Source organism: Neobacillus thermocopriae, from assembly GCF_010975035.1.
In the GTDB taxonomy this organism is placed as follows: Bacteria; Bacillota; Bacilli; order Bacillales; family Cytobacillaceae; genus Neobacillus; species Neobacillus thermocopriae.
In genome coordinates this window covers 67,845-86,864 of record NZ_JAAIUV010000007.1, presented here as the reverse complement: position 1 = coordinate 86,864, position 19,020 = coordinate 67,845, and the positions used below count along the sequence as shown (strand labels likewise).

General features: G+C 39.9%; 15 protein-coding genes. 7 read left to right on the top strand and 8 right to left on the bottom strand.

All coding sequences use genetic code 11. The annotated features are described in order from the left end of the window. Positions 1 to 17: 17 nt before the first annotated feature. From G4Z05_RS06535 to G4Z05_RS06500, 8 genes are all read right to left on the bottom strand, one after another. Positions 18 to 1,112, bottom strand: a complete 1,095-nt coding sequence (locus tag G4Z05_RS06535; RefSeq protein ID WP_163251070.1) for a CaiB/BaiF CoA transferase family protein — start codon at positions 1,110 to 1,112, stop codon at positions 18 to 20. Between the two features lie 36 nt (positions 1,113 to 1,148). After that, entirely contained in the window at positions 1,149 to 2,708 is a 1,560-nt protein-coding gene (locus G4Z05_RS06530; protein ID WP_163251069.1) for a fatty acid--CoA ligase, read from the bottom strand. Between the two features lie 120 nt (positions 2,709 to 2,828). Continuing rightward, positions 2,829 to 3,986, bottom strand: coding sequence for a thiolase family protein (locus G4Z05_RS06525; RefSeq protein WP_163251107.1), 1,158 nt, complete (start codon positions 3,984 to 3,986; stop codon positions 2,829 to 2,831). Positions 3,987 to 4,101: 115 nt separating this feature from the next. Continuing rightward, a complete protein-coding gene (locus tag G4Z05_RS06520; protein ID WP_163251068.1) occupies positions 4,102 to 4,869 on the bottom strand; it encodes a 3-hydroxyacyl-CoA dehydrogenase in 768 nt (255 codons plus the stop codon). Between the two features lie 241 nt (positions 4,870 to 5,110). Beyond that, entirely contained in the window at positions 5,111 to 7,864 is a 2,754-nt protein-coding gene (locus G4Z05_RS06515) for a dynamin family protein (RefSeq protein ID WP_163251067.1), read from the bottom strand. A gap of 507 nt (positions 7,865 to 8,371) precedes the next feature. Then, positions 8,372 to 9,094 carry an amino acid ABC transporter ATP-binding protein gene (locus tag G4Z05_RS06510; RefSeq protein ID WP_163251066.1) on the bottom strand — a complete coding sequence of 241 codons (723 nt, stop codon included), beginning with the start codon at positions 9,092 to 9,094 and terminating at the stop codon, positions 8,372 to 8,374. Beyond that, a complete protein-coding gene (locus G4Z05_RS06505; protein WP_163251065.1) occupies positions 9,091 to 9,747 on the bottom strand; it encodes an amino acid ABC transporter permease in 657 nt (218 codons plus the stop codon). The genes G4Z05_RS06510 and G4Z05_RS06505 overlap by 4 nt, the downstream gene beginning before the upstream one ends. A 107-nt stretch (positions 9,748 to 9,854) precedes the next feature. Further along, complete coding sequence (locus tag G4Z05_RS06500; protein WP_163251064.1) at positions 9,855 to 10,661, bottom strand: basic amino acid ABC transporter substrate-binding protein; 807 nt, start codon at positions 10,659 to 10,661, stop codon at positions 9,855 to 9,857. A gap of 356 nt (positions 10,662 to 11,017) precedes the next feature. Between G4Z05_RS06500 and G4Z05_RS06495 the strand changes: the two genes are divergently transcribed. The 7 genes from G4Z05_RS06495 to ilvN all read left to right on the top strand — a co-directional run bounded on the left by G4Z05_RS06495 (position 11,018) and on the right by ilvN (position 19,009). Next, the gene (locus G4Z05_RS06495) at positions 11,018 to 11,317 is read left to right on the top strand and encodes a hypothetical protein (protein ID WP_163251063.1); all 300 of its coding nucleotides are present in this window, start codon (positions 11,018 to 11,020) and stop codon (positions 11,315 to 11,317) included. A 129-nt stretch (positions 11,318 to 11,446) separates the two neighbouring features. Next, positions 11,447 to 11,782, top strand: a complete 336-nt coding sequence (locus G4Z05_RS06490; protein WP_163251062.1) for a MerR family transcriptional regulator — start codon at positions 11,447 to 11,449, stop codon at positions 11,780 to 11,782. A 180-nt stretch (positions 11,783 to 11,962) separates the two neighbouring features. Next, positions 11,963 to 13,264, top strand: a complete 1,302-nt coding sequence (locus G4Z05_RS06485) for an ammonium transporter (RefSeq protein WP_163251061.1) — start codon at positions 11,963 to 11,965, stop codon at positions 13,262 to 13,264. 433 nt (positions 13,265 to 13,697) lie between these two features. Continuing rightward, a complete protein-coding gene (gene ilvE / locus G4Z05_RS06480) occupies positions 13,698 to 14,606 on the top strand; it encodes a branched-chain-amino-acid transaminase (RefSeq protein WP_163251060.1) in 909 nt (302 codons plus the stop codon). 11 nt (positions 14,607 to 14,617) lie between these two features. Further along, a complete protein-coding gene (gene ilvD, locus G4Z05_RS06475) occupies positions 14,618 to 16,285 on the top strand; it encodes a dihydroxy-acid dehydratase (RefSeq protein WP_163251059.1) in 1,668 nt (555 codons plus the stop codon). A 478-nt stretch (positions 16,286 to 16,763) separates the two neighbouring features. Beyond that, positions 16,764 to 18,491, top strand: coding sequence for an acetolactate synthase large subunit (ilvB, locus tag G4Z05_RS06470; RefSeq protein WP_163251058.1), 1,728 nt, complete (start codon positions 16,764 to 16,766; stop codon positions 18,489 to 18,491). Continuing rightward, complete coding sequence (gene ilvN / locus G4Z05_RS06465; RefSeq protein ID WP_163251057.1) at positions 18,488 to 19,009, top strand: acetolactate synthase small subunit; 522 nt, start codon at positions 18,488 to 18,490, stop codon at positions 19,007 to 19,009. Before ilvB ends, ilvN begins: the two co-directional genes overlap by 4 nt. Positions 19,010 to 19,020 lie beyond the last annotated feature (11 nt).

The following is a 19,020-nucleotide window of genomic DNA, read 5'->3' as shown; positions in this document are numbered from 1 at the left end:
TCGACAGTCTCCTTTATTTATATAAGAATGTTTTCCAATATTTCTTCTTTATGTTCGTCTTTTTTCGGAGGAGGTGTTAAAGTTTTTTGTGGCAAGTCACTATGCATTTTCACTTGATAGTCTCCCCATGGCGATTTAAAAATAAGTTGCTTTTCTTTAAAATAAGGGTTATCTTGAAGCTCTCCAATTTCCAGAACAGGTGCTAGGCAACAATCCACCTTTTGGGCAAACTCTATCCATTCATAGAAGGTCTTACTTTTAAAAAGCGCTGTAACTTCTTGAAACACAGGATTGGTGTCTTCTGTTTTAGAAAAATGTTCCGTGATCCAGTCTTCTCGGCCATGTGCCTGGCAAAAATTTTGCCAAAACTTTGGTTCCAGTGCGCCCAAACTCATATAGCGGCCATCGCTAGTTTCATAAAGGGCATATGAAATGATACTGCCATTAAGAATGGGAATACCTCTAGCTTGATTTAGTTCTTTTTCTACCATTACATGATTACCAAGAAGTGAGACTAATTGATCGGTTATAGAAATAGAATGATAGCTTCCATTACCAGTCAAAGAACGTGAAACTAGCCCAGCAAGAATCCGTTCATTTGCGGCAAATCCTCCCAGATAGTCAGCCAATGTGATAGAAGGGTGAACAGGTCTTCCTGTTTTATCTTTAAACTGTGAAAGTATACCGCTTAATGCCATATAATTGATGTCATGATTACCAAGTGTACTTAATTGCCCCTCTTGCCCATATCCAGTAATAGAACAATAGACGATATCGGGTTTCACTTTTTTAGCATCCTCATAACCTAACCCCAGCTTTTCCATTACTCCCGGTCGAAAACTTTCAATGACAACATCTGCACTGGAGATTAATTTCAGCGCAATTTCTACTTCTTCATTGTGTTTCAAATTTAGAGTCATGCTCTTTTTTTGGCGATTATTCGCTTGAAAAATGATACCGTTTCCATTTTTAGTTATTCCTGTATGACGGGCCGGATCTCCACCAGGGGGTTCAATCTTAATGATTTCAGCACCTAATTCGGCTAATCTAAGAGTAGCAAAGGGGCCCGGCAAATAGTTGGTAAAATCTATCACTCTAATTCCCTTTAACATTTCTTTTGAACCCTTTCTTGCAAATTGGTTACCCCTTTATTTCAATAACTCTTGGAGTTGTTTACGCAGTACAAATTTTTGAATTTTACCGCTAGCATTTCGGGGCAATACCTCACAGAAAATGTATTTGCGTGGGCGTTTATAATTCGCCAAGCTATTACTATTCTTGCAATACTCATCAAGCTGTTGCTCAGTGAGGTTCGGATCTTTTTTCACGACAAAAGCCGTTACAGTTTCCCCCCAACGGTCATCCGGCTGGCCGACCACAGCTACATCGAGAACTCCTTCATGGGCATGCAAAACATCCTCCACCTCACGAGGATAAATATTTTCTCCTCCACTGATAATCATATCGTCAACCCGGTCATTAACATAAAGATACCCCTCTTCATCCATATACCCAATATCGCCTGAATGGTACCAACCTTTATACATCGCTTTTTCCGTTGCTTCTTCGCGGTTGTAGTATCCAATCATCATACTTGGACCTTTTACGATAATTTCTCCTGTTTCACCTATAGGCATAATATCATCAGGATCAGATGGCCCATCCTCTTTTGTACGTACGACTCGGATTTCATGGTTTAATGCAGCTTGTCCCGCAGAACCTGCTTTCCGTAATTGATCATGCTCCGACAAAAACGTAATAGCCGGCCCCATTTCTGTCATTCCATAAGCCTGCACTAATCGTATACCAAATTGATCATGTAGTTTGGTCACAAGAGAAGGTGCCATTGGAGCCGCTCCATATAAGCCTAATTTTAGGCTTTTTGTATTATATTGGCTAAAGTCTTCCTGCAAAAGCATGTTCCACATCGTCGGGGCGGCAAAGAATTTTGTAACTTTTTCTTTTTCAATTAATGACAAGATCACTTTCGGATTAAACTGATGCAAAATAACATTCTTTGCTCCGACATGGACTCTTGGAAGGAACGCACAATGTAGTTCAGCACAATGGAACATTGGCGCTGTCACTAAACCAACATCTTCTGTTTCCAGTTTTTGAGCGGCAATACATAGAATGCTTTGGTCGACCATGCTGCGGTGAATATGCATGACACCTTTTGGTCTTCCAGTCGTTCCGCTCGTATAGATAAAGGCATAAACATCATTTTCGTTTACTTCAATGTGGACATCTTCTGTTGGGGCTGAGGCAAGTTTTTCATGGAAGCTTACTGCATAAGGTGGTTTTTCTTCATCGATAAACCAGAAAGAGGTTTGTTCAAATCGGTTGGCGATAGAAGTAATGACAGATTCTAGAGCTTTTTCAAAAATTACTACTTTCGGGGCAGCATCTGAAAGAATGTATGCTACTTCTTCTGAAGTGAGACGGAAGTTAATCGGGTTAAAAATGGCGCCAATTTTTGCACAAGCAAAAAAGGCTGTACCTAATTCTTCCGTATTAAACATGAACGTAGAAACACGGTCTCCCTTTTTGATCCCTTCATTTAGTAGAGCATTGGCTAGGCGGTTTACTCGCTCGCTCCACTGTGCGTACGTATAGCGGACATTTTTTCGAACATCGTAGAGTGCCTCTTTGTTTGGGTACTTTTTTACTGTTAAATCAAAAATTTTCCCAATTGTTATTTGGCTCATTTTATCGCCTCCTTTTTATTTAGAGAGCAATCGGCTGCTAAATCCGATTGCCCTTTTTACATTTGAACAAATTTTGTGCACATAGTTAACGAACAAGTATTCTCATATGATTGAGAATGGTTAGTCCAATCTCTCGATGATCGTCGCATTTGCCATGCCATGGCCTTCACACATTGTTTGCAGACCATAGCGCCCACCGGTACGTTCCAGTTCGTGCATCATAGTAACCATCAATCGCGCACCACTGCCTCCAAGCGGATGGCCCAGTGCAATTGCTCCGCCATTTGGATTGAGCTTAGCCGGGTCTGCCCTCACCTCCTTCAGCCATGCAAGTGGCACAGATGCAAAGGCTTCGTTCACTTCAAATATATCAATATCATGAATGGACAAGCCGGCTTTCTCCAATGCTTTTTGTGTGGCTGGAATTGGTCCTGTTAGCATTAAGGTTGGATCAGAACCGACGACAACACGGGTATGGACACGAAAGCGTGGCTTCAAACCCAGTTCTACCGCTTTTTTACGGGACATAAGCAATACGGCGGCAGCACCATCGCTAATCTGGCTGGAGTTACCGGCATGAATCACTCCTTGTTCTTTAAAAGCCGGCTTTAGGCTGGCTAGTTTTTCTAAGGATGTATCTTTTCGGGGACCGGAATCTTCTTTTACCACTACTGTCGTACCATCCTCAAGTTTCACTTCAATTGGTATGATTTCCTTGTCAAACCGACCTTCTTCCTGGGCCTTAATGGCTTTTTTATGACTTTCTAGAGAAAATTGATCAAGCTGTTCACGTGAAAACCCATATTTTTCAGCAATCCTTTCAGCAGATATTCCCTGATGAATCATTTCATACTTCTTTCGCAAGTTGGGGCTGTAAGGGTCCTTAGCCCCTTGGTAATTAGAACCAATAGGAACACGTGACATGCTTTCTACACCGCCTGCGATAACAATATCCATGTCACCTGCAAGGATTGCTTGGGCAGCAAAGTGAATGGCCTGCTGGCTTGATCCGCACTGGCGATCTATTGTTGTTCCTGGCACTTCAATAGGGAAATCAGCAATTAAAGCGGCAACTCTAGCAATATCTCCGGCCTGCTCGCCAACCTGAGATACACATCCTAATATCACGTCATCCACCATTGCAGGTTCAATTCCTGCACGGTTAACAAGTTCTTTTAGTGTTAACGCCGCTAAGTCATCTGGACGAATATCTTTTAACACTCCATTTTTTCTTCCAATAGGGGTACGGACACCCTCAACAATTACCACTTCACGCATTATATTTTTCCTCACTTTCTATCATCCACCGTACGATCATTTATATCGAATCACCTCTAACTTCCGTGATTCCTTTCTCTCAATTGGAGAGCACTAAGATTATAAAATTACTCTATTATTTTGGTTGCATCCGAATGGCACCATCGAGGCGTATCGTTTCACCATTCAGCATTGGGTTTTCAATAATGCTTTGGACTAGTTGGGCATATTCACTTGGATTACCAAGCCGCGATGGAAAAGGAACCATTTTTCCAAGTGATTCCTTTGCTTCTTGAGGAAGCGTATTAAACATTGGAGTATGGAAAAGTCCCGGAGCTATGGCCATGACACGAATTCCGTATCGGGCTAGCTCTCTAGCAATCGGAAGGGTCATTCCAACAATGCCACCTTTAGATGCACTGTAGGCAGCTTGGCCAATTTGACCTTCAAATGCTGCAACAGATGCAGTATTAATAATAACGCCTCTTTCCCCTTGGTCATTTGGCTCATTCCTAATCATGTTTTCGGCTACAATGCGAAGGACATTAAAGGATCCTATTAAATTAACACTGATTACTCTGGAAAATAGTGATAGATCATGAATTCCTTTTCTCCCTATCACTTTTTCTGCAATCGCAATGCCGGCACAATTTACTAAACTATTAATTCCTCCCATAAATTCTGACGCTTTCCGTACTAATTCCTGAATGTTTGCTTCCTTCGTAACATCGGCTTTTAAAAATAAAACAGATTCACCCAATTCTTTTTGGAGACGTTGACCATTTTCCTCCGATAGGTCAAATATGACCGCTTTTCCACCTTTTTGTACGATGTTTCGAACGGTTGCTTCCCCCAATCCCGATGCTCCACCGGTAACAATCGCACGGCATTCTTCCATTTTCATAAAAAATTCCTCCTGCAAGAAAATATATTTTCTTTATAGAAGTTTATGTAAACAAGTTTTTGAGATAAGATGTTTACCCTGTAGACATTCGCTTTATATATTCTCACCCCTTAAATATTAGCATAAAATTCAGAAAATTTAAACTAAGAAAACAACCAGTCCAATTCAAAATTCGGTAACAAACTAGTTTTTATAAAAAAAGAAGATGTCGCATCAAACTGTCGACATCTCCTAAAAACATTTAATAGACGGTTTGCATTCCTTTCCCAGCTACTGTCATCCACTCAAACTGTCGGAGGCGCACTTCAAACAATGTCAACGGATCACGGAACAATTCCGGATTGGCGTTTAACTCTTTTAATTTTTCCTGATTCAATTCGATTTCTGATTGTGCCTCTTCTAGACAGCGATTCAATTGATTCAATGGATTTTTATAAAATAAGTGAACATCCCGCTCAAATGATTTTTCAAACAGCTCAAACGGCTGGAAAAATTGCCGGGAAACCGTTTTGGCTATTTCATAATAATCTTCATTTTCTACAAAGGATTTATACTTGTTAAATAACATCGACTTATTTTGCGAAAGCGCACCAAATAGCTTACCAGCACTCTTAAGTAAAATTTGTGAAGGAGTGCGGCGCAGTAATATATTCACAGTTTCCAATTGGAAGTGACTTGTCATTCGGTCAATATCACGGCGCCAGTCATCCAACACTTTAAAATCACAATCAAGCTTTACATATTCCTCTCCATACATTTGGTTGAATCCATCACCAAGTTCATATAAAAATTCTTGGCTCTGTCCAAGCTCTTCTTGGCAATTCTCAATCCATTCTTGCATAGTACGATAAAATTTTGGCATAACCTGCTCTTCCAGGTAATCCTGAAGGCGTTTATTCATTTCTTTGTTAAGGTCTAAATGAATGGTGCTAAAATTACTGTCTTCCTTAATTAATTCCGCACACGCTTTTAGTATTTTAGGGACATTTTCTATCAATTCAACTTCAACGGATTCCTTTATTTCCGCAAACATTTTTGTAATCATGCGCGATTTATGGAGCTCCGTATCTTTCAATTGATTAAGCCCACCATTCAATTTCATGTGCATTTCTTCGTTCCAACGGACCGTTTCTATTAATTGATTTTCTATATCAATCCGTTTCTGCAGGAGTCCGGCAATCGTCGTTCTAATATAATAAAGCAATTTGGCTAGGCGCTTATCTTCTATGTTTCTCGTATTCTTACATAATTTCAAAAACTCTTTAAGGTCACCAATCTGCTGATTTCGGTCATACTGCGAAGAAAACGGCATCACTTGAGCATCTGGCCAAGATGAATGGATTGCCTCTTTCGTCTCTTCAAAAATTCGTAATGCATCTTGTTCATCCTCAAATACATCCATTTTACTAATAATAAAATGAATCGGTAAATCCGGCGCCTGCTCCTGTATTTGATTAATAATTGCGCGCTCCTTATTCGTTAGTGGTTCATTGGCATCTAGAACAAATAAAATGGAATCTGCCACCTGTAAATATTTAAAAACCTCATAGTGATCCTGTTGATTTCCATTCAGTCCAGGTGTATCCATCAATGCAAACTTTTGTTCCTTTAAAAAGTTGTTAGGATAGTTAAATTCAATAATAGAATTCAATGCATTGCGGAGGCGTCCCATTCGTTCCCGGAAATCCGAGAATCCAGAAAGCTTCCTACATTCCTCATCATTAATTTCAAAAATTTCTTCCTCCTGCCCATGACTGAACATGACTACAGATGAAGTTGGACTATCCTGCAGATCTTCCCCGAGAATGGTATTAATAAAAGTAGATTTCCCACTATCACAAATACCTGTAACAAGTAAATGTTGTGTATCAAAATCTACTATTTTCTCCACAATCCACCGAACCCGATTGTTGTTACCCATTTCATTGGATTCAGCCCAAGTCATAATGGCTTCAAATAGTTTCAGACATTCCTCCAATTCATCCATGTCAAACGAGGTCACGCTAATAAGTTGTTCAGCCTCCTCCACTATATTGACAGCCAAACTAGCAGGAAATAGTTCATTCCACGCTAAAACAGATGCAGCAGCCGGAACAATGTTTTTGTTATCAGCCAAACGCATCCAGTTTGTCAGCAATACAGGAACATAATCTTGAAGTTCCTTAATAAAATACCCTCCGGCAATCAAACTTATATATGTTTCCTTATGGAGTTTAGAAAGCTCTGACCAATTATCATCTCGATTCAAATCAAGGTTTAATAAGAGATGATTTACTTCATTCATCCATGTGAGATAGGTATTTTCATTACGCCAACTATTCCAAAACGCGGAAACAAGTTGCTCAAACTTCTTCACATCGATGTTATACAGGTTCACTAATGCTTGCGTAAAATAGTTTGGTGCAAAAGCTTTTGTTACACCCATTTCAATATAAGATAGCAATATATCAAACCATTCTAGTGATCCTGTTCGCTTTGCTTCATTGACTGCTAGTTCCACCGCATTAGACCAGTCTTCTTCCTTCTCAAAAAAATCACGAGCAATACTCGTAACATTTGGATAATCAGGATTGGTTTGAACGGCTTTTTTAATCGTTGTCACTGCCTCATTGACTTTTTCACGATGAATGTAAAGTGAAAACAACTTTAATGCTACTTCTGCTCTAAGTGTAGGATCGTCTACTTCCAATGCTGTATAAATATCTTCGGCTTGAGATAACATTCCCAGCTCATAGTAAGCATCGGCTATATTTTTTCTCGCCCAAGGTTCAAGTTCATTTGTAATATTTTCCCATTTAAAAATAGCAGCTTCATAATCCTTATGGTGAAAATACACTTCCCCTTGCGCAAACCGTATATCGGCTAAATCAGGCAAATCTTTTTGAGCCTCTTCCTGAAAAGCCTCTCCAAGGGCGAGGATGGGATGAATATTTTCATGTTCATTGATGAACATTTGATAATAGGTTTTATCTTTTAACTGCTGTTCTATCGCCATTTCTTTCCCTCCAATTACAAACATTCAATTTTCATTAATATGTAAAAAAGAGACATAACTATTCCTTATACTATTCGACGCTATTGATGATTATAAGTCCCAATTATACGATTCTAACAAATCTATTTATTAAAATTGTAACATATGTATTTCAGTTTAGAGTCAGAAAAGCGGAAGCCCTCTGGACAGCTGCGTATGGCCTCCTCCCAAAAGCTATCGCTTTTGGTCGTGCGATGCAGATGCTGACGAACCCTTCTTTGTGGTGGCCTCCAACCGAGATATAGGAAACACGAAAAGCCGAAGGTGATTCGATGTTGACTTATCGTAGGGTGGAGACCGAAGGATACTATTGCTAGGGCACTGAAGCTAGACAGTTCTCTAAGTCGAAAAGACACGATCTTATCTATTAGAAAAGCGATAGCGATTAAATATTGACATATCGTAAATCTCTAGACATTTCTTAAAGTCTAATATATACAAAAAAGGAGGCTTAACCTGCCTCCTTTATTACAATACTTTACTTAAAAATGCCTTTGTCCGCTCTTCCTGTGGATTTTCGAAAATTTCCTTAGGATTACCTTCTTCTACAATCACACCGCCATCCATAAATAGGACACGATCCCCTACTTCTTTAGCAAACCCCATTTCATGGGTGACGACGACCATGGTCATTCCTTCTTTGGCCAACTGTTTCATAACTTCAAGAACTTCACCGACCATTTCTGGGTCAAGTGCTGAAGTAGGCTCATCAAAGAGCATAATTTTCGGTTCCATCGCGAGGGCTCTGGCAATGGCCACCCGCTGCTTTTGTCCGCCTGATAAAGAATCTGGATAGGCTTCCGCTTTATCCGCCAACCCTACTTTCCTCAAAAGCTCTAATCCTTTTTCTCTTGCTTTTTCTGGTGATACTTTCCTAACTTTTACAGGTGCCAGCATAATATTTTCAATTACCTTTTTGTGCGGAAACAAGTTAAATTGCTGAAACACCATGCCTACTTCGGTTCTAATTTTGTTAATATCCGTATTTTTATCCGTAATGTCCTTCCCCTCAATCCAAACATGACCACCATTAATTGTTTCCAGCAAATTTAGGCAGCGCAGGAAGGTTGACTTGCCGGAACCGGACGGCCCAATCACCACTACTACTTCTTGAGGATTAATAGTCACACTAATATCCTTCAGAACTTCATTATTGCCAAATGTCTTTTTTAAATTTTTCACTTCAATCATTGTACAGCCAACCTTCTTTCAAGTCGAGATAGCAATAGACTTAACGAAAAAGTTAATACAAGGTAAATCAATGCGGCTGTCAGATATGGCTCCCATACACGATAATACTGCCCCTGCATAGCCTGTCCCCAATACATGAGTTCTTTGGCGGCAATAATTGCCGCTAAGGACGAATCTTTAATTAGGACAATAAATTCATTTCCAAGTGGAGGTATCATACGTTTAAATGCCTGAGGCAATATGACATAACGCATAGCCTGTACATGATTCATCCCAAGTGAACGAGCTGCTTCCATTTGCCCTTTATCAATCGACTGGATTCCAGCGCGAAAAATCTCGGCTACATAGGCGGCTGAGTTTAGTGAAAGAGCAATAATTGCGGCTAGAATGCCATTGGTTTCTCCCCATATTAGAGGCACCAAACCAAAATGAACTAATAGAATTTGCACTAATAGTGGCGTCCCGCGAAAAAAAGTAATATAAATATTAAATGGCAGCGAAATCAGCTTATTCTGTGCCATTTTTCCCAGTCCGATGAATAAACCAAAAATCGTTCCTAATAAAATACTACAAACAGAAAGTCCAATCGTTAAAAGCGTCCCTTTTACAAAAAAAGGAGCATATTCAGCAAGTAAATCCCAACGAATATCCATATTTATAAAATCCCCCTATAAAAACCTACAGACCATCACGATGTATTTAAGAGAAAAATTGCGTAACTGCCAGGCTGTACGAGTTACGCAATTTTTGTAACCAATTATTATTGCTGCGTTTTGAGTTCCGTTAAATCCGGATCTACTTTAAACCACTTTTTGTAGATTTTCGCATATTCGCCATTTTCCATCATTTCTTTAATCGCTTTATCGAATTCGACCTTCAACTTGCTTTCCTTAGGGAACAATACGCCGTAGAACTCTTTTTCAAAAGCTCCATCATCTTCAATGACAATAAAATTCTCATTTGGATTATTTTTTACATATTCTTCAATGACGGTATTATCCGCTACTACCGCATCTGCACCGCCGTTCTTTAATTCCATGATTGCCAGATTATTATCTTTAAATTTTTTCACATTTTTATTTTCTTTACCTAATAGAGTTTCAACTGCTTCTTGTCCAGTAGTTCCGTTTTGAACAGCAACAACTTTATCTTTTAAATCTGCAGCACTCTTAATATCGCTATCTTTTGGAATTAGAATTTTATTCGTTGACAAAAAGTAAGGTACGGAGAAATCATAAGTTTGTTTTCGATCATCATTAATCGTAATAGCAGAAACTGCTAGATCTGCCGTTTTCCCTTTAATTTCTACAAATAATGGGTCCCAACCAACATGCTCCACTTTTAACTCATACCCTGCCTGCTTGGCAACTGCTTTTATGAAATCAACATCAAATCCGACTACTTCTCCCTTATCTTGATATTCGAATGGGGCATAAGCCGCATCTGTAACAACCCTTAACTTCTTCTTCTTCTCTCCTCCGCCGCTCGTTTCACTTGCTCCACAGGCAGAAAGTACTAAAAGGAACGCTGAAACTATCAATGTTGCCCACCATTTAAATTTTTTCATATGTTTAACCTCCTCTAATTTACTATCTTTATAATTTTTTTAATGTTTAGAATATACATCATTCCCTACTATTTTTAAAGTGGTTTTTTACAAAAATAGATAATATTCTAAAATTACATTTTTATACTATTAAATTTGTAAATATACATTCAATAGTTGATTATTATTTTAATACGGTAAAATAGTTTTGTGAATATATCTTTTAATGGTAAAAAATAACTACTCCCATGCATAAGGACCTCTCCTTAATTTAAGGTATTATTTCTTCCAAAAAATCATCTAGGCATTCGCCGTTACTTCTCCATGATTGCCTACATAATGTATAGGGCATTCATAAACAAAAGGAGAGTTGCCTAATGAACCCATATGGATACTACCAATTTCCACAGTACCCTTATGATTACAATTCTTATGCCACGCCAGAACAAATCAATCCTTATGTACCGACAGAATCCTATGATCCAGATCGCCAACCACAGTTGGAGCGCAGAGTTAGCCAGTTAGAAAGAGAAAATAATCGCCAACAGAGAGAAATCGAACAATTAGAAAGGAGAGTTACCCGATTGGAGCGCCGTTTACAACGGGTAAATCAACGTCTGCGGGCAGTAGAAAGACGATTTAACTTCCCATTCACACCATTTGATGGGGAGTATTAAAAAACCAGGGAGTCCTTCCCTGGTTTTTTACATAACGAAATCAATGTAAGAATTTCTAACATGATTGGTGCTAACTGGATTAAAATTGTATAAAATGTAAGAAATAAATAAGTGTGGTGAGTGACTAAAATGGGAAGTGATTCGTCTTATAAATATAAAAAAGTGATTACCATTGGGATTGTCAAAGAGCTGACAGGACTTTCCGAACGGCAAATTCGCTACTATGAAGAACGCAAGCTTATTTTTCCTGAGCGTACTCCGGGAGGAAACCGAAAATACTCTTTCGAGGATGTTGAATTATTAGTAGAAATCGCCAACAAAATTGAAGATGGTGTGCAAACACATGAAATAAGAAAAGAAATGCTTCGTGCTCAAAAGAAACAGAATCCAGATGAAATGAAAAGAAAAATGATTCAAGGACAATTGAATGCCCATTTTGGTATACGTAAAGGCCCTTATTCTTAATGGCTTTTTTTTTTGTGTCCTTTTCCTCCGCTCACTCCACCAGTTCAATAAAAAACCAGTTCAAAAAAATATTTGTTATATTTCCTTACATAATTGTAGAAAAAAATCTTACATATGTAAGAAAATTCAAATATATCCAAATTGTTAGAAAGATGAACATAAAATAAAGGAGGAGAAAAAATGGATACGACATTTTTAATGAACAGCATGTGGGTGATGATTGGTGCCGTTCTTGTCATCCTAATGATTGGGGGGTTTATCCTTCTTGAGACAGGATCTACCCGTATGAAAAATGCCGGACATATCGCTGGAAAAACAATCTTAACATTTGGTATAGGTTCCATCATGTTTTGGGCAGTCGGTTATGGATTCATTTTTGGAGAAGGAAATTCTTTAATCGGTCTTTCGGATTTCTTTTATTCTGGATATGAAGTGGAAGGCTTAGGACTATCAGGACCAGTATTCTTTTTATTTCAATTAGCGTTTGCTGGCATTTCCTTAACTATTGCGTTTGGTGGATTTGCTGAAAGAGCTAAACTTAGTGCATATCTAATCTTTGCTGTCCTATTTTCCATTATCGTTTATCCTCCGATTGCCCATTGGATCTGGGGTGGCGGTTGGTTAGCAGAGCATGGGAAGCAAGACTTCGCCGGTTCCACTGTCGTTCACTTGACAGGTGCAATGGCAGCTTTTGCAGCGACAATAATCCTAAAACCACGTATTGGAAAATACAATAAAGATGGTTCAGCCAATAATCTTGCAGGGCATAATCAAGTATTTACTGCTCTTAGCGTCTTAATCCTATGGGTTGGATGGTTTGGATTTAATGCGGGAAGTACTCTGTCTGTTGACAACGCCTTTTTCGGATTTGTCGCTGTCAATACTAACTTGGCGGCTGGTGCTGGGGTAATTGCTGCGATGACCATCTCCTGGATTGTTCTAGGAAAAGCAGATGTACCAATGATGCTAAATGGAGCATTAGCAGGTTTGGTTGCCATTACAGCTTCCTGTGCATTTGTTGATACATGGGCTGCTGTCTTGATCGGTTTCATCGCTGGAATCCTTGTATTCTTTAGCATTCGTTTCTTTGAGAAGAAAAGAATTGATGACCCTATTGCTGCCCTTTCTGTACATGGGACGGCTGGAATATGGGGAACATTATCAACTGGATTCTTTGCCACTCCAGAACTGGCCACTGTCGGCCAAGCGGGACTGTTTTATGGAGGCGGGTTCCACCAACTTGGTGTTCAAGCTTTAGGAGTGATTGTTTGTGGGGCTTTTGCTTTTATTGTTTCGTTTATTCTTTTATCCATCATGAAGGCATTAATGAACGGATTACGTGTAACCGAAGAAGAAGAAATCATTGGTCTTGATATTAGCGAACATGGAAGTTACGGCTATCCTGAAATGGTTAAGCCTAAACCCATTATTGAAAAGAAACAAAAAACAGCCATCCAAGTCGAACCAAAGCTTAATGCGTAATCACACATTTTATTCAGGCGGCCCAAAAGGCATCATTATTGGAGCCGCCATTTTTTCTACATAAGCAATAAATGAAGATCTGTTCCAACCACTTCCCAATTTCCATTAATAACCATTTTGGAATTAAAAATTTCTCTTACCCCTTCTATTAAAACGCTTTCAAATTTCCCCTTTTAAAAAATTTTCAAAAAAATATATTTCTTCCATTCCTTGTTGTACCAATATTGTAAACGCTCCCAATTTTTTTAACTAGTTTGAATTATCAGATTTTTATATTGACCCTGTCTCTAAATGGGTGTAAGATTATCGAAAATAAGAAATTCACTTCAAAAACGCCTTTGTATATCACCATTTTGATGAGATGGGCAAGGCTTTTCTTTTCATAGTTAAGTTTATTCATATAAAGCGTTTTATCAAAAAAGGAGTGGTTATGTTGGGATGTCAATGGATTTTCCTTGGCGGAGAGTTCGTCAAGAAAGAAGATGCTGTGGTTTCAGTTTATGATCATGGATTTTTATACGGTGATGGGGTATTTGAGGGCATACGAGTTTATAGCGGCAACGTATTCAGACTTGACGCTCACCTGAAACGGCTGTATGAATCAGCTCAATCTATTATGTTGAAGATTCCATACACACAGGAAGAAATGACGCAATTAATCGTCGAAACGGTTAGAAAAAATCAACTCGAAAGTGCCTATATTCGAGTCGTTGTTTCCCGCGGTAAAGGAAATCTCGGACTGGACCCTGCCTCCTGCTCCAATCCTAACGTAATCATTATCGCAGAGGAATTAACCATGTATCCGAAGGAACTTTATGAAAATGGGATTAAGATTGCTTCCGTGGCTAGCAGAAGAAACCGCCCGGATGTACTGAGCCCACAAATTAAATCTCTTAATTACTTAAACAATATTCTTGTTAAACTGGAAGCCAATCAAGCCGGGGTACAGGAAGCCTTAATGCTTAATGACCAGGGCTATGTAACAGAGGGTTCAGCAGACAATATCTTTATTGTAAAAAATGGAGTAATTAAAACACCGCCTATTTACTTGGGAGCATTAGAAGGAATTACCCGTAACGCCATTATTGATGTTGCTCGAGCGAAGGGTTATGAAGTACAGGAAACCCCTTTTGGAAGACATGATGTCTATGTGGCTGATGAAGTATTTTTAACAGGAACGGCGGTTGAAGTCATTGCGGTCATTGATGTAGATGGACGGCAAATCGGCAATGGCAAACCAGGAAAAGTTACAAATGAGCTTTTAAAAGAATTTAGAAAGTTAGTCACAACAGATGGTGTAGCTTGTTACCCAGAAAAAGTAAACCATGCAATCGTTAGTTAGGAGATAGAAACATGCGAAGCGATATGATTAAAAAGGGGATTGATCGGGCCCCCCACCGCAGCTTGTTATACGCAACCGGGGTGAAAACAAGTGATTTGGATAAACCGTTTATCGGAGTTTGTAACTCATACATTGATATTATCCCCGGTCATAAACACCTTAATCATTTTGGTGAGATTGTCAAAGAAGCAATACGTGAAGCTGGTGGGGTCCCATTTGAATTTAATACGATTGGTGTAGATGACGGAATTGCCATGGGACACATCGGCATGCGTTACTCCCTTCCTAGCCGGGAACTTATTGCTGACAGTGCTGAAACGGTCATCAATGCTCACTGGTTTGACGGTGTTTTTTACATCCCAAACTGCGACAAAATCACACCAGGAATGTTAATGGCAGCAGCCAGAACTAATGTACCTTCTGTATTTGTATCAGGTGGTCCAATGGAAGCTGGTGTATCATCTACAGGAAAACCCCTTTCCCTTACATCTGTTTTTGAAGGGGTCGGTGCTTATCATAAAGGTACAATCAGTCAGCAGCAGCTGCTTGAAATTGAAAGTAATGCATGCCCTACATGTGGCTCCTGTTCAGGTATGTTTACAGCTAACTCAATGAACTGTCTACTGGAAGTACTAGGAATGACGGTTCCAGGCAATGGAACCATTGTTGCCACTTCTGAAGAGAGGTATGAACTCATCCGTCAGGCGGCTAGACATTTAATAGAATTAATTAAAAACGATGTTCGACCTAGAGATATTTTAACAAGAGAAGCATTCGACAATGCCTTTGCCTTAGATATGGCAATGGGTGGTTCTACCAATACCGTTCTTCATACATTAGCTATCGCACATGAAGCAGGAATTGAATATGATTTGCGAGATATCAATAAAATCGCTGAAAAGGTTCCATATTTAGCCAAAATCATGCCAGCATCCGATATTTCCATGCAGGATGTCCATCGTGCTGGTGGTGTAAGTGCGATTCTCAACGAACTTTGCAAAGTGGAAGGCGCACTTCATAAAGATTGTATAACCATTACTGGAAAAACGTTAGCTGAAAATGTAAAAGATGCAACCATTCTTGATGAAACCGTGATACGACCAAAAGATCGTCCTTATAGTCCCGTTGGCGGCCTTTCCATCCTTTATGGAAATATTGCACCTGACGGCAGTGTCATCAAAGTAGGTGCAGTCGACCCATCGATTAAAACGTTCTTGGGTGAAGCAATTGTATTCAATTCCCAAGATGAGGCACTAGAAAGCATTAATAACGGAACCGTTCAAGCAGGACATGTGGTTGTCATTCGCTACGAAGGACCAAAAGGCGGACCGGGAATGCCAGAAATGCTTGCACCAACTTCGGCCATCGCCGGACGCGGTCTGGATAAAGAAGTTGCCCTGATCACGGACGGCCGTTTCTCAGGAGCAAGTAGAGGTATATCCATCGGCCACATTTCACCAGAAGCGGCTGAAGGTGGACCAATTGCTTTCGTACAAAATGGCGACAAAATTTTAATCGATTTAGAGGCTCGTTCCATTGAACTCCTTGTTGATGACGAGGAACTTGCCGAAAGGCGCCGTAACTGGGTAAAACCGGAGCCGAAAATTAAAAACGGCTACCTAGCTAAATATGCAAAATTGGTCACTTCCGCAAATACTGGCGGGGTTATGAAGATTTAATAAATTTTATGTTGGGAACCATTAGTACCCCACCCCCCTTCTATATAGTGAAGCAAGGTACTAATCAATAAAAGTTCAATTGATAAAAAAATAATTATAAATCGATGACGGGAATAAAGGAATAGGAGCTTGTATTTACAGAGAGCTGGGGTTGCTGGAAGCCCAGTAATACAACCTATTCTGACATCATCCCTGAGTGTTAATCTGAACGGTTGTTTACCTATTAGGTTTAACCGGGTGTTTACATACGAACACCTGTTACAAAAAGAAGCGATATTTTGTTTTCGCTTCATGAGGCAGCATTCGTGAGGGTGCTGTGAACCGGGTGGTACCGAGAAAATGAAAGGCCTTTTCTCCCCGATTATACTGCTGTTTGAGGATTGAGTGCAGTTTATTGGGAAGAAGTGGCCTTTTTTAAATGTGACTTTAGACATTAAATTTTTCAAATATTCAAATATCACAAGGAGGGAAATACAACGTGAAAGTAGAAGCAAAGCTGGAGTTCCAAACCAGTACCGCACCAAAAACTGGTGCAGACCTTCTGATTGAACTGTTGCTCGAAGAAGGCGTTGATACAATATTTGGTTATCCGGGAGGAGCTGTTCTTCCAATTTATGATGCGATCTATCGCGCAAAAAATTCTATCAAGCATGTTCTCTTCCGCCACGAACAAGGAATGATTCATGCTGCAGAAGGATACGCTCGAATTACCGGCAAACCGGGTGTTGTCATTGGAACTTCAGGACCTGGAGCAACGAACTTGGTTACCGGAATTACAGATGCCATGATGGATTCCCTTCCACTCGTGGTATTCACTGGCCAAGTTGCACGGACAGTAATCGGAACCGATGCTTTTCAAGAAGCGGATATCATGGCAATTACTACACCGATCACAAAACATAATTATCAAGTACAATCTGTTGCCGACTTACCAAGAATCGTCAAAGAAGCTTTTCATATTGCTACCACGGGACGACCAGGTCCAGTCGTTGTCGATGTGCCGAAAGATATTTCATCTGAAATCCTTACAGAAGTTGTCAAAGATGTTAACATCCACTTACCTGGCTATCAGCCAACTTATAAGCCAAATCCGATGCAGATTAAGAAGCTCTCGGAATCTATTCCGAAAGCAAAAAAGCCAGTTATTCTAGCTGGTGCCGGCGTCTTACACAGCCACGCCTCTAAAGAACTTACAGCTTTTGCTGAAAAGCATCAAATACCAGTTGTAACGACATTACTCGGACTAGGATCCTTCCCGGCAGACAGCCCTCTCTCTTTAGGAATGGGCGGCATGCATGGAACGTATGCAGCAAACATGGCTCTATATGAATGTGATTTATTAATTAATTTCGGAGCTCGTTTCGATGACCGATTAACCGGAAACTTGAAACACTTTGCCCCATTCGCAAAAGTAGCACATATTGATATCGATCCGGCTGAAATTGGAAAAAATGTACCAACTCAAATTCCAATTGTCGCTGATGCGAAGGTAGCCTTAATGGAGCTTTTAAAAGAAGCAGAGAAGTCTCCAGATTGTGAAAAATGGCGAGAAAAATTAAATCAGTACAAAAATGATTACCCTCTTTGGTATGAGCTTGACCCAAGTGGCATAAGCCCACAATGGCTCATTCAAGCTATTCATAAAGTGACCAATGGTGATGCCATTGTTGCAACTGATGTTGGTCAGCATCAAATGTGGGCCGCTCAATATTACACTTTTAATAAACCGCATCGCTGGATTACATCAGGTGGACTTGGAACGATGGGATTCGGCTTCCCTGCAGCCATTGGAGCGCAAATGGCCTCACCGGAAAGCACGGTCGTAGCTATTGTCGGAGACGCTGGTTTCCAAATGACACTCCAAGAACTGTCTGTCATTTATGAAAGGAATCTGCCAGTCAAGATTATTATCGTCAATAATGGTGCACTTGGAATGGTTCGTCAGTGGCAAGAGCTTTTATACGATAATCGTATTTCCGAGTCTCTACTCCATACGCAGCCTGATTTCGTGAAACTGGCTGAAAGCTATGGAATCCGAGGGGCAAAAATTGATAATCAAGAAGAGTTGATCACTTCTCTTCCTGAGCTGATGGCACATGATGGTCCGGTTCTTATCGACTGTCGAGTCCTTCAACAGGAAAAAGTCTTTCCAATGATTGCTCCGGGAAAAGGGCTTCATGAAATGATTGGGGTGAAACCACAATGAAACGAATCATCTCCTTAACCGTTCAAGATCGTAGTGGTGTCTTGAACCGAGTTACCGGTCTTTTACAAAGAAGGCAATTTAATATCACCAGCATCTCAGTAGGAGCAGCGGAAACTGAAGGGGTATCCAAAATGACACTTGTTGTAGATGTCGAGGATGACCAGCGACTTGAACAGGTTACAAAACAATTAAACAAGCAAATTGATGTATTAAAAGTTTCCGATATTACCGATAAAGCCATTGTCGCCAGAGAGCTTGCCCTAATCAAGGTGGCAAGTAGCCCTCAGCTTCGAAGCGAAATTAACGGTATTATTGATCCATTCCGTGCTCTGATTATTGATGTAAGCAAGGATAGCTTGGCGATTCAAATTACTGGTCGACCAGATAAAATCGACGCTTTGATAGATTTACTTCGCCCTTATGGCATTAAAGAAATTGCTAGAACCGGGTTGACTGCTTTCCTTCGCGGGCATCAACCACAAACAACTGAATTATCAGCTAGTTTTCTATTAAAATAAATCACTAATTT

Excerpts from the sequence above, each read along its gene's own strand:
- G4Z05_RS06535 (WP_163251070.1), bottom strand. The coding sequence starts at position 1,112 with ATGTTAAAGGGAATTAGAGTGATAGATTTTACCAACTATTTGCCGGGC.
- G4Z05_RS06530 (WP_163251069.1), bottom strand. The coding sequence starts at position 2,708 with ATGAGCCAAATAACAATTGGGAAAATTTTTGATTTAACAGTAAAAAAG.
- G4Z05_RS06525 (WP_163251107.1), bottom strand. The coding sequence starts at position 3,986 with ATGCGTGAAGTGGTAATTGTTGAGGGTGTCCGTACCCCTATTGGAAGA.
- G4Z05_RS06520 (WP_163251068.1), bottom strand. The coding sequence starts at position 4,869 with ATGAAAATGGAAGAATGCCGTGCGATTGTTACCGGTGGAGCATCGGGA.
- G4Z05_RS06515 (WP_163251067.1), bottom strand. The coding sequence starts at position 7,864 with ATGGCGATAGAACAGCAGTTAAAAGATAAAACCTATTATCAAATGTTC.
- G4Z05_RS06510 (WP_163251066.1), bottom strand. The coding sequence starts at position 9,094 with ATGATTGAAGTGAAAAATTTAAAAAAGACATTTGGCAATAATGAAGTT.
- G4Z05_RS06505 (WP_163251065.1), bottom strand. The coding sequence starts at position 9,747 with ATGGATATTCGTTGGGATTTACTTGCTGAATATGCTCCTTTTTTTGTA.
- G4Z05_RS06500 (WP_163251064.1), bottom strand. The coding sequence starts at position 10,661 with ATGAAAAAATTTAAATGGTGGGCAACATTGATAGTTTCAGCGTTCCTT.
- G4Z05_RS06495 (WP_163251063.1), top strand. The coding sequence starts at position 11,018 with ATGAACCCATATGGATACTACCAATTTCCACAGTACCCTTATGATTAC.
- G4Z05_RS06490 (WP_163251062.1), top strand. The coding sequence starts at position 11,447 with ATGGGAAGTGATTCGTCTTATAAATATAAAAAAGTGATTACCATTGGG.
- G4Z05_RS06485 (WP_163251061.1), top strand. The coding sequence starts at position 11,963 with ATGGATACGACATTTTTAATGAACAGCATGTGGGTGATGATTGGTGCC.
- ilvD (WP_163251059.1), top strand. The coding sequence starts at position 14,618 with ATGCGAAGCGATATGATTAAAAAGGGGATTGATCGGGCCCCCCACCGC.
- ilvN (WP_163251057.1), top strand. The coding sequence starts at position 18,488 with ATGAAACGAATCATCTCCTTAACCGTTCAAGATCGTAGTGGTGTCTTG.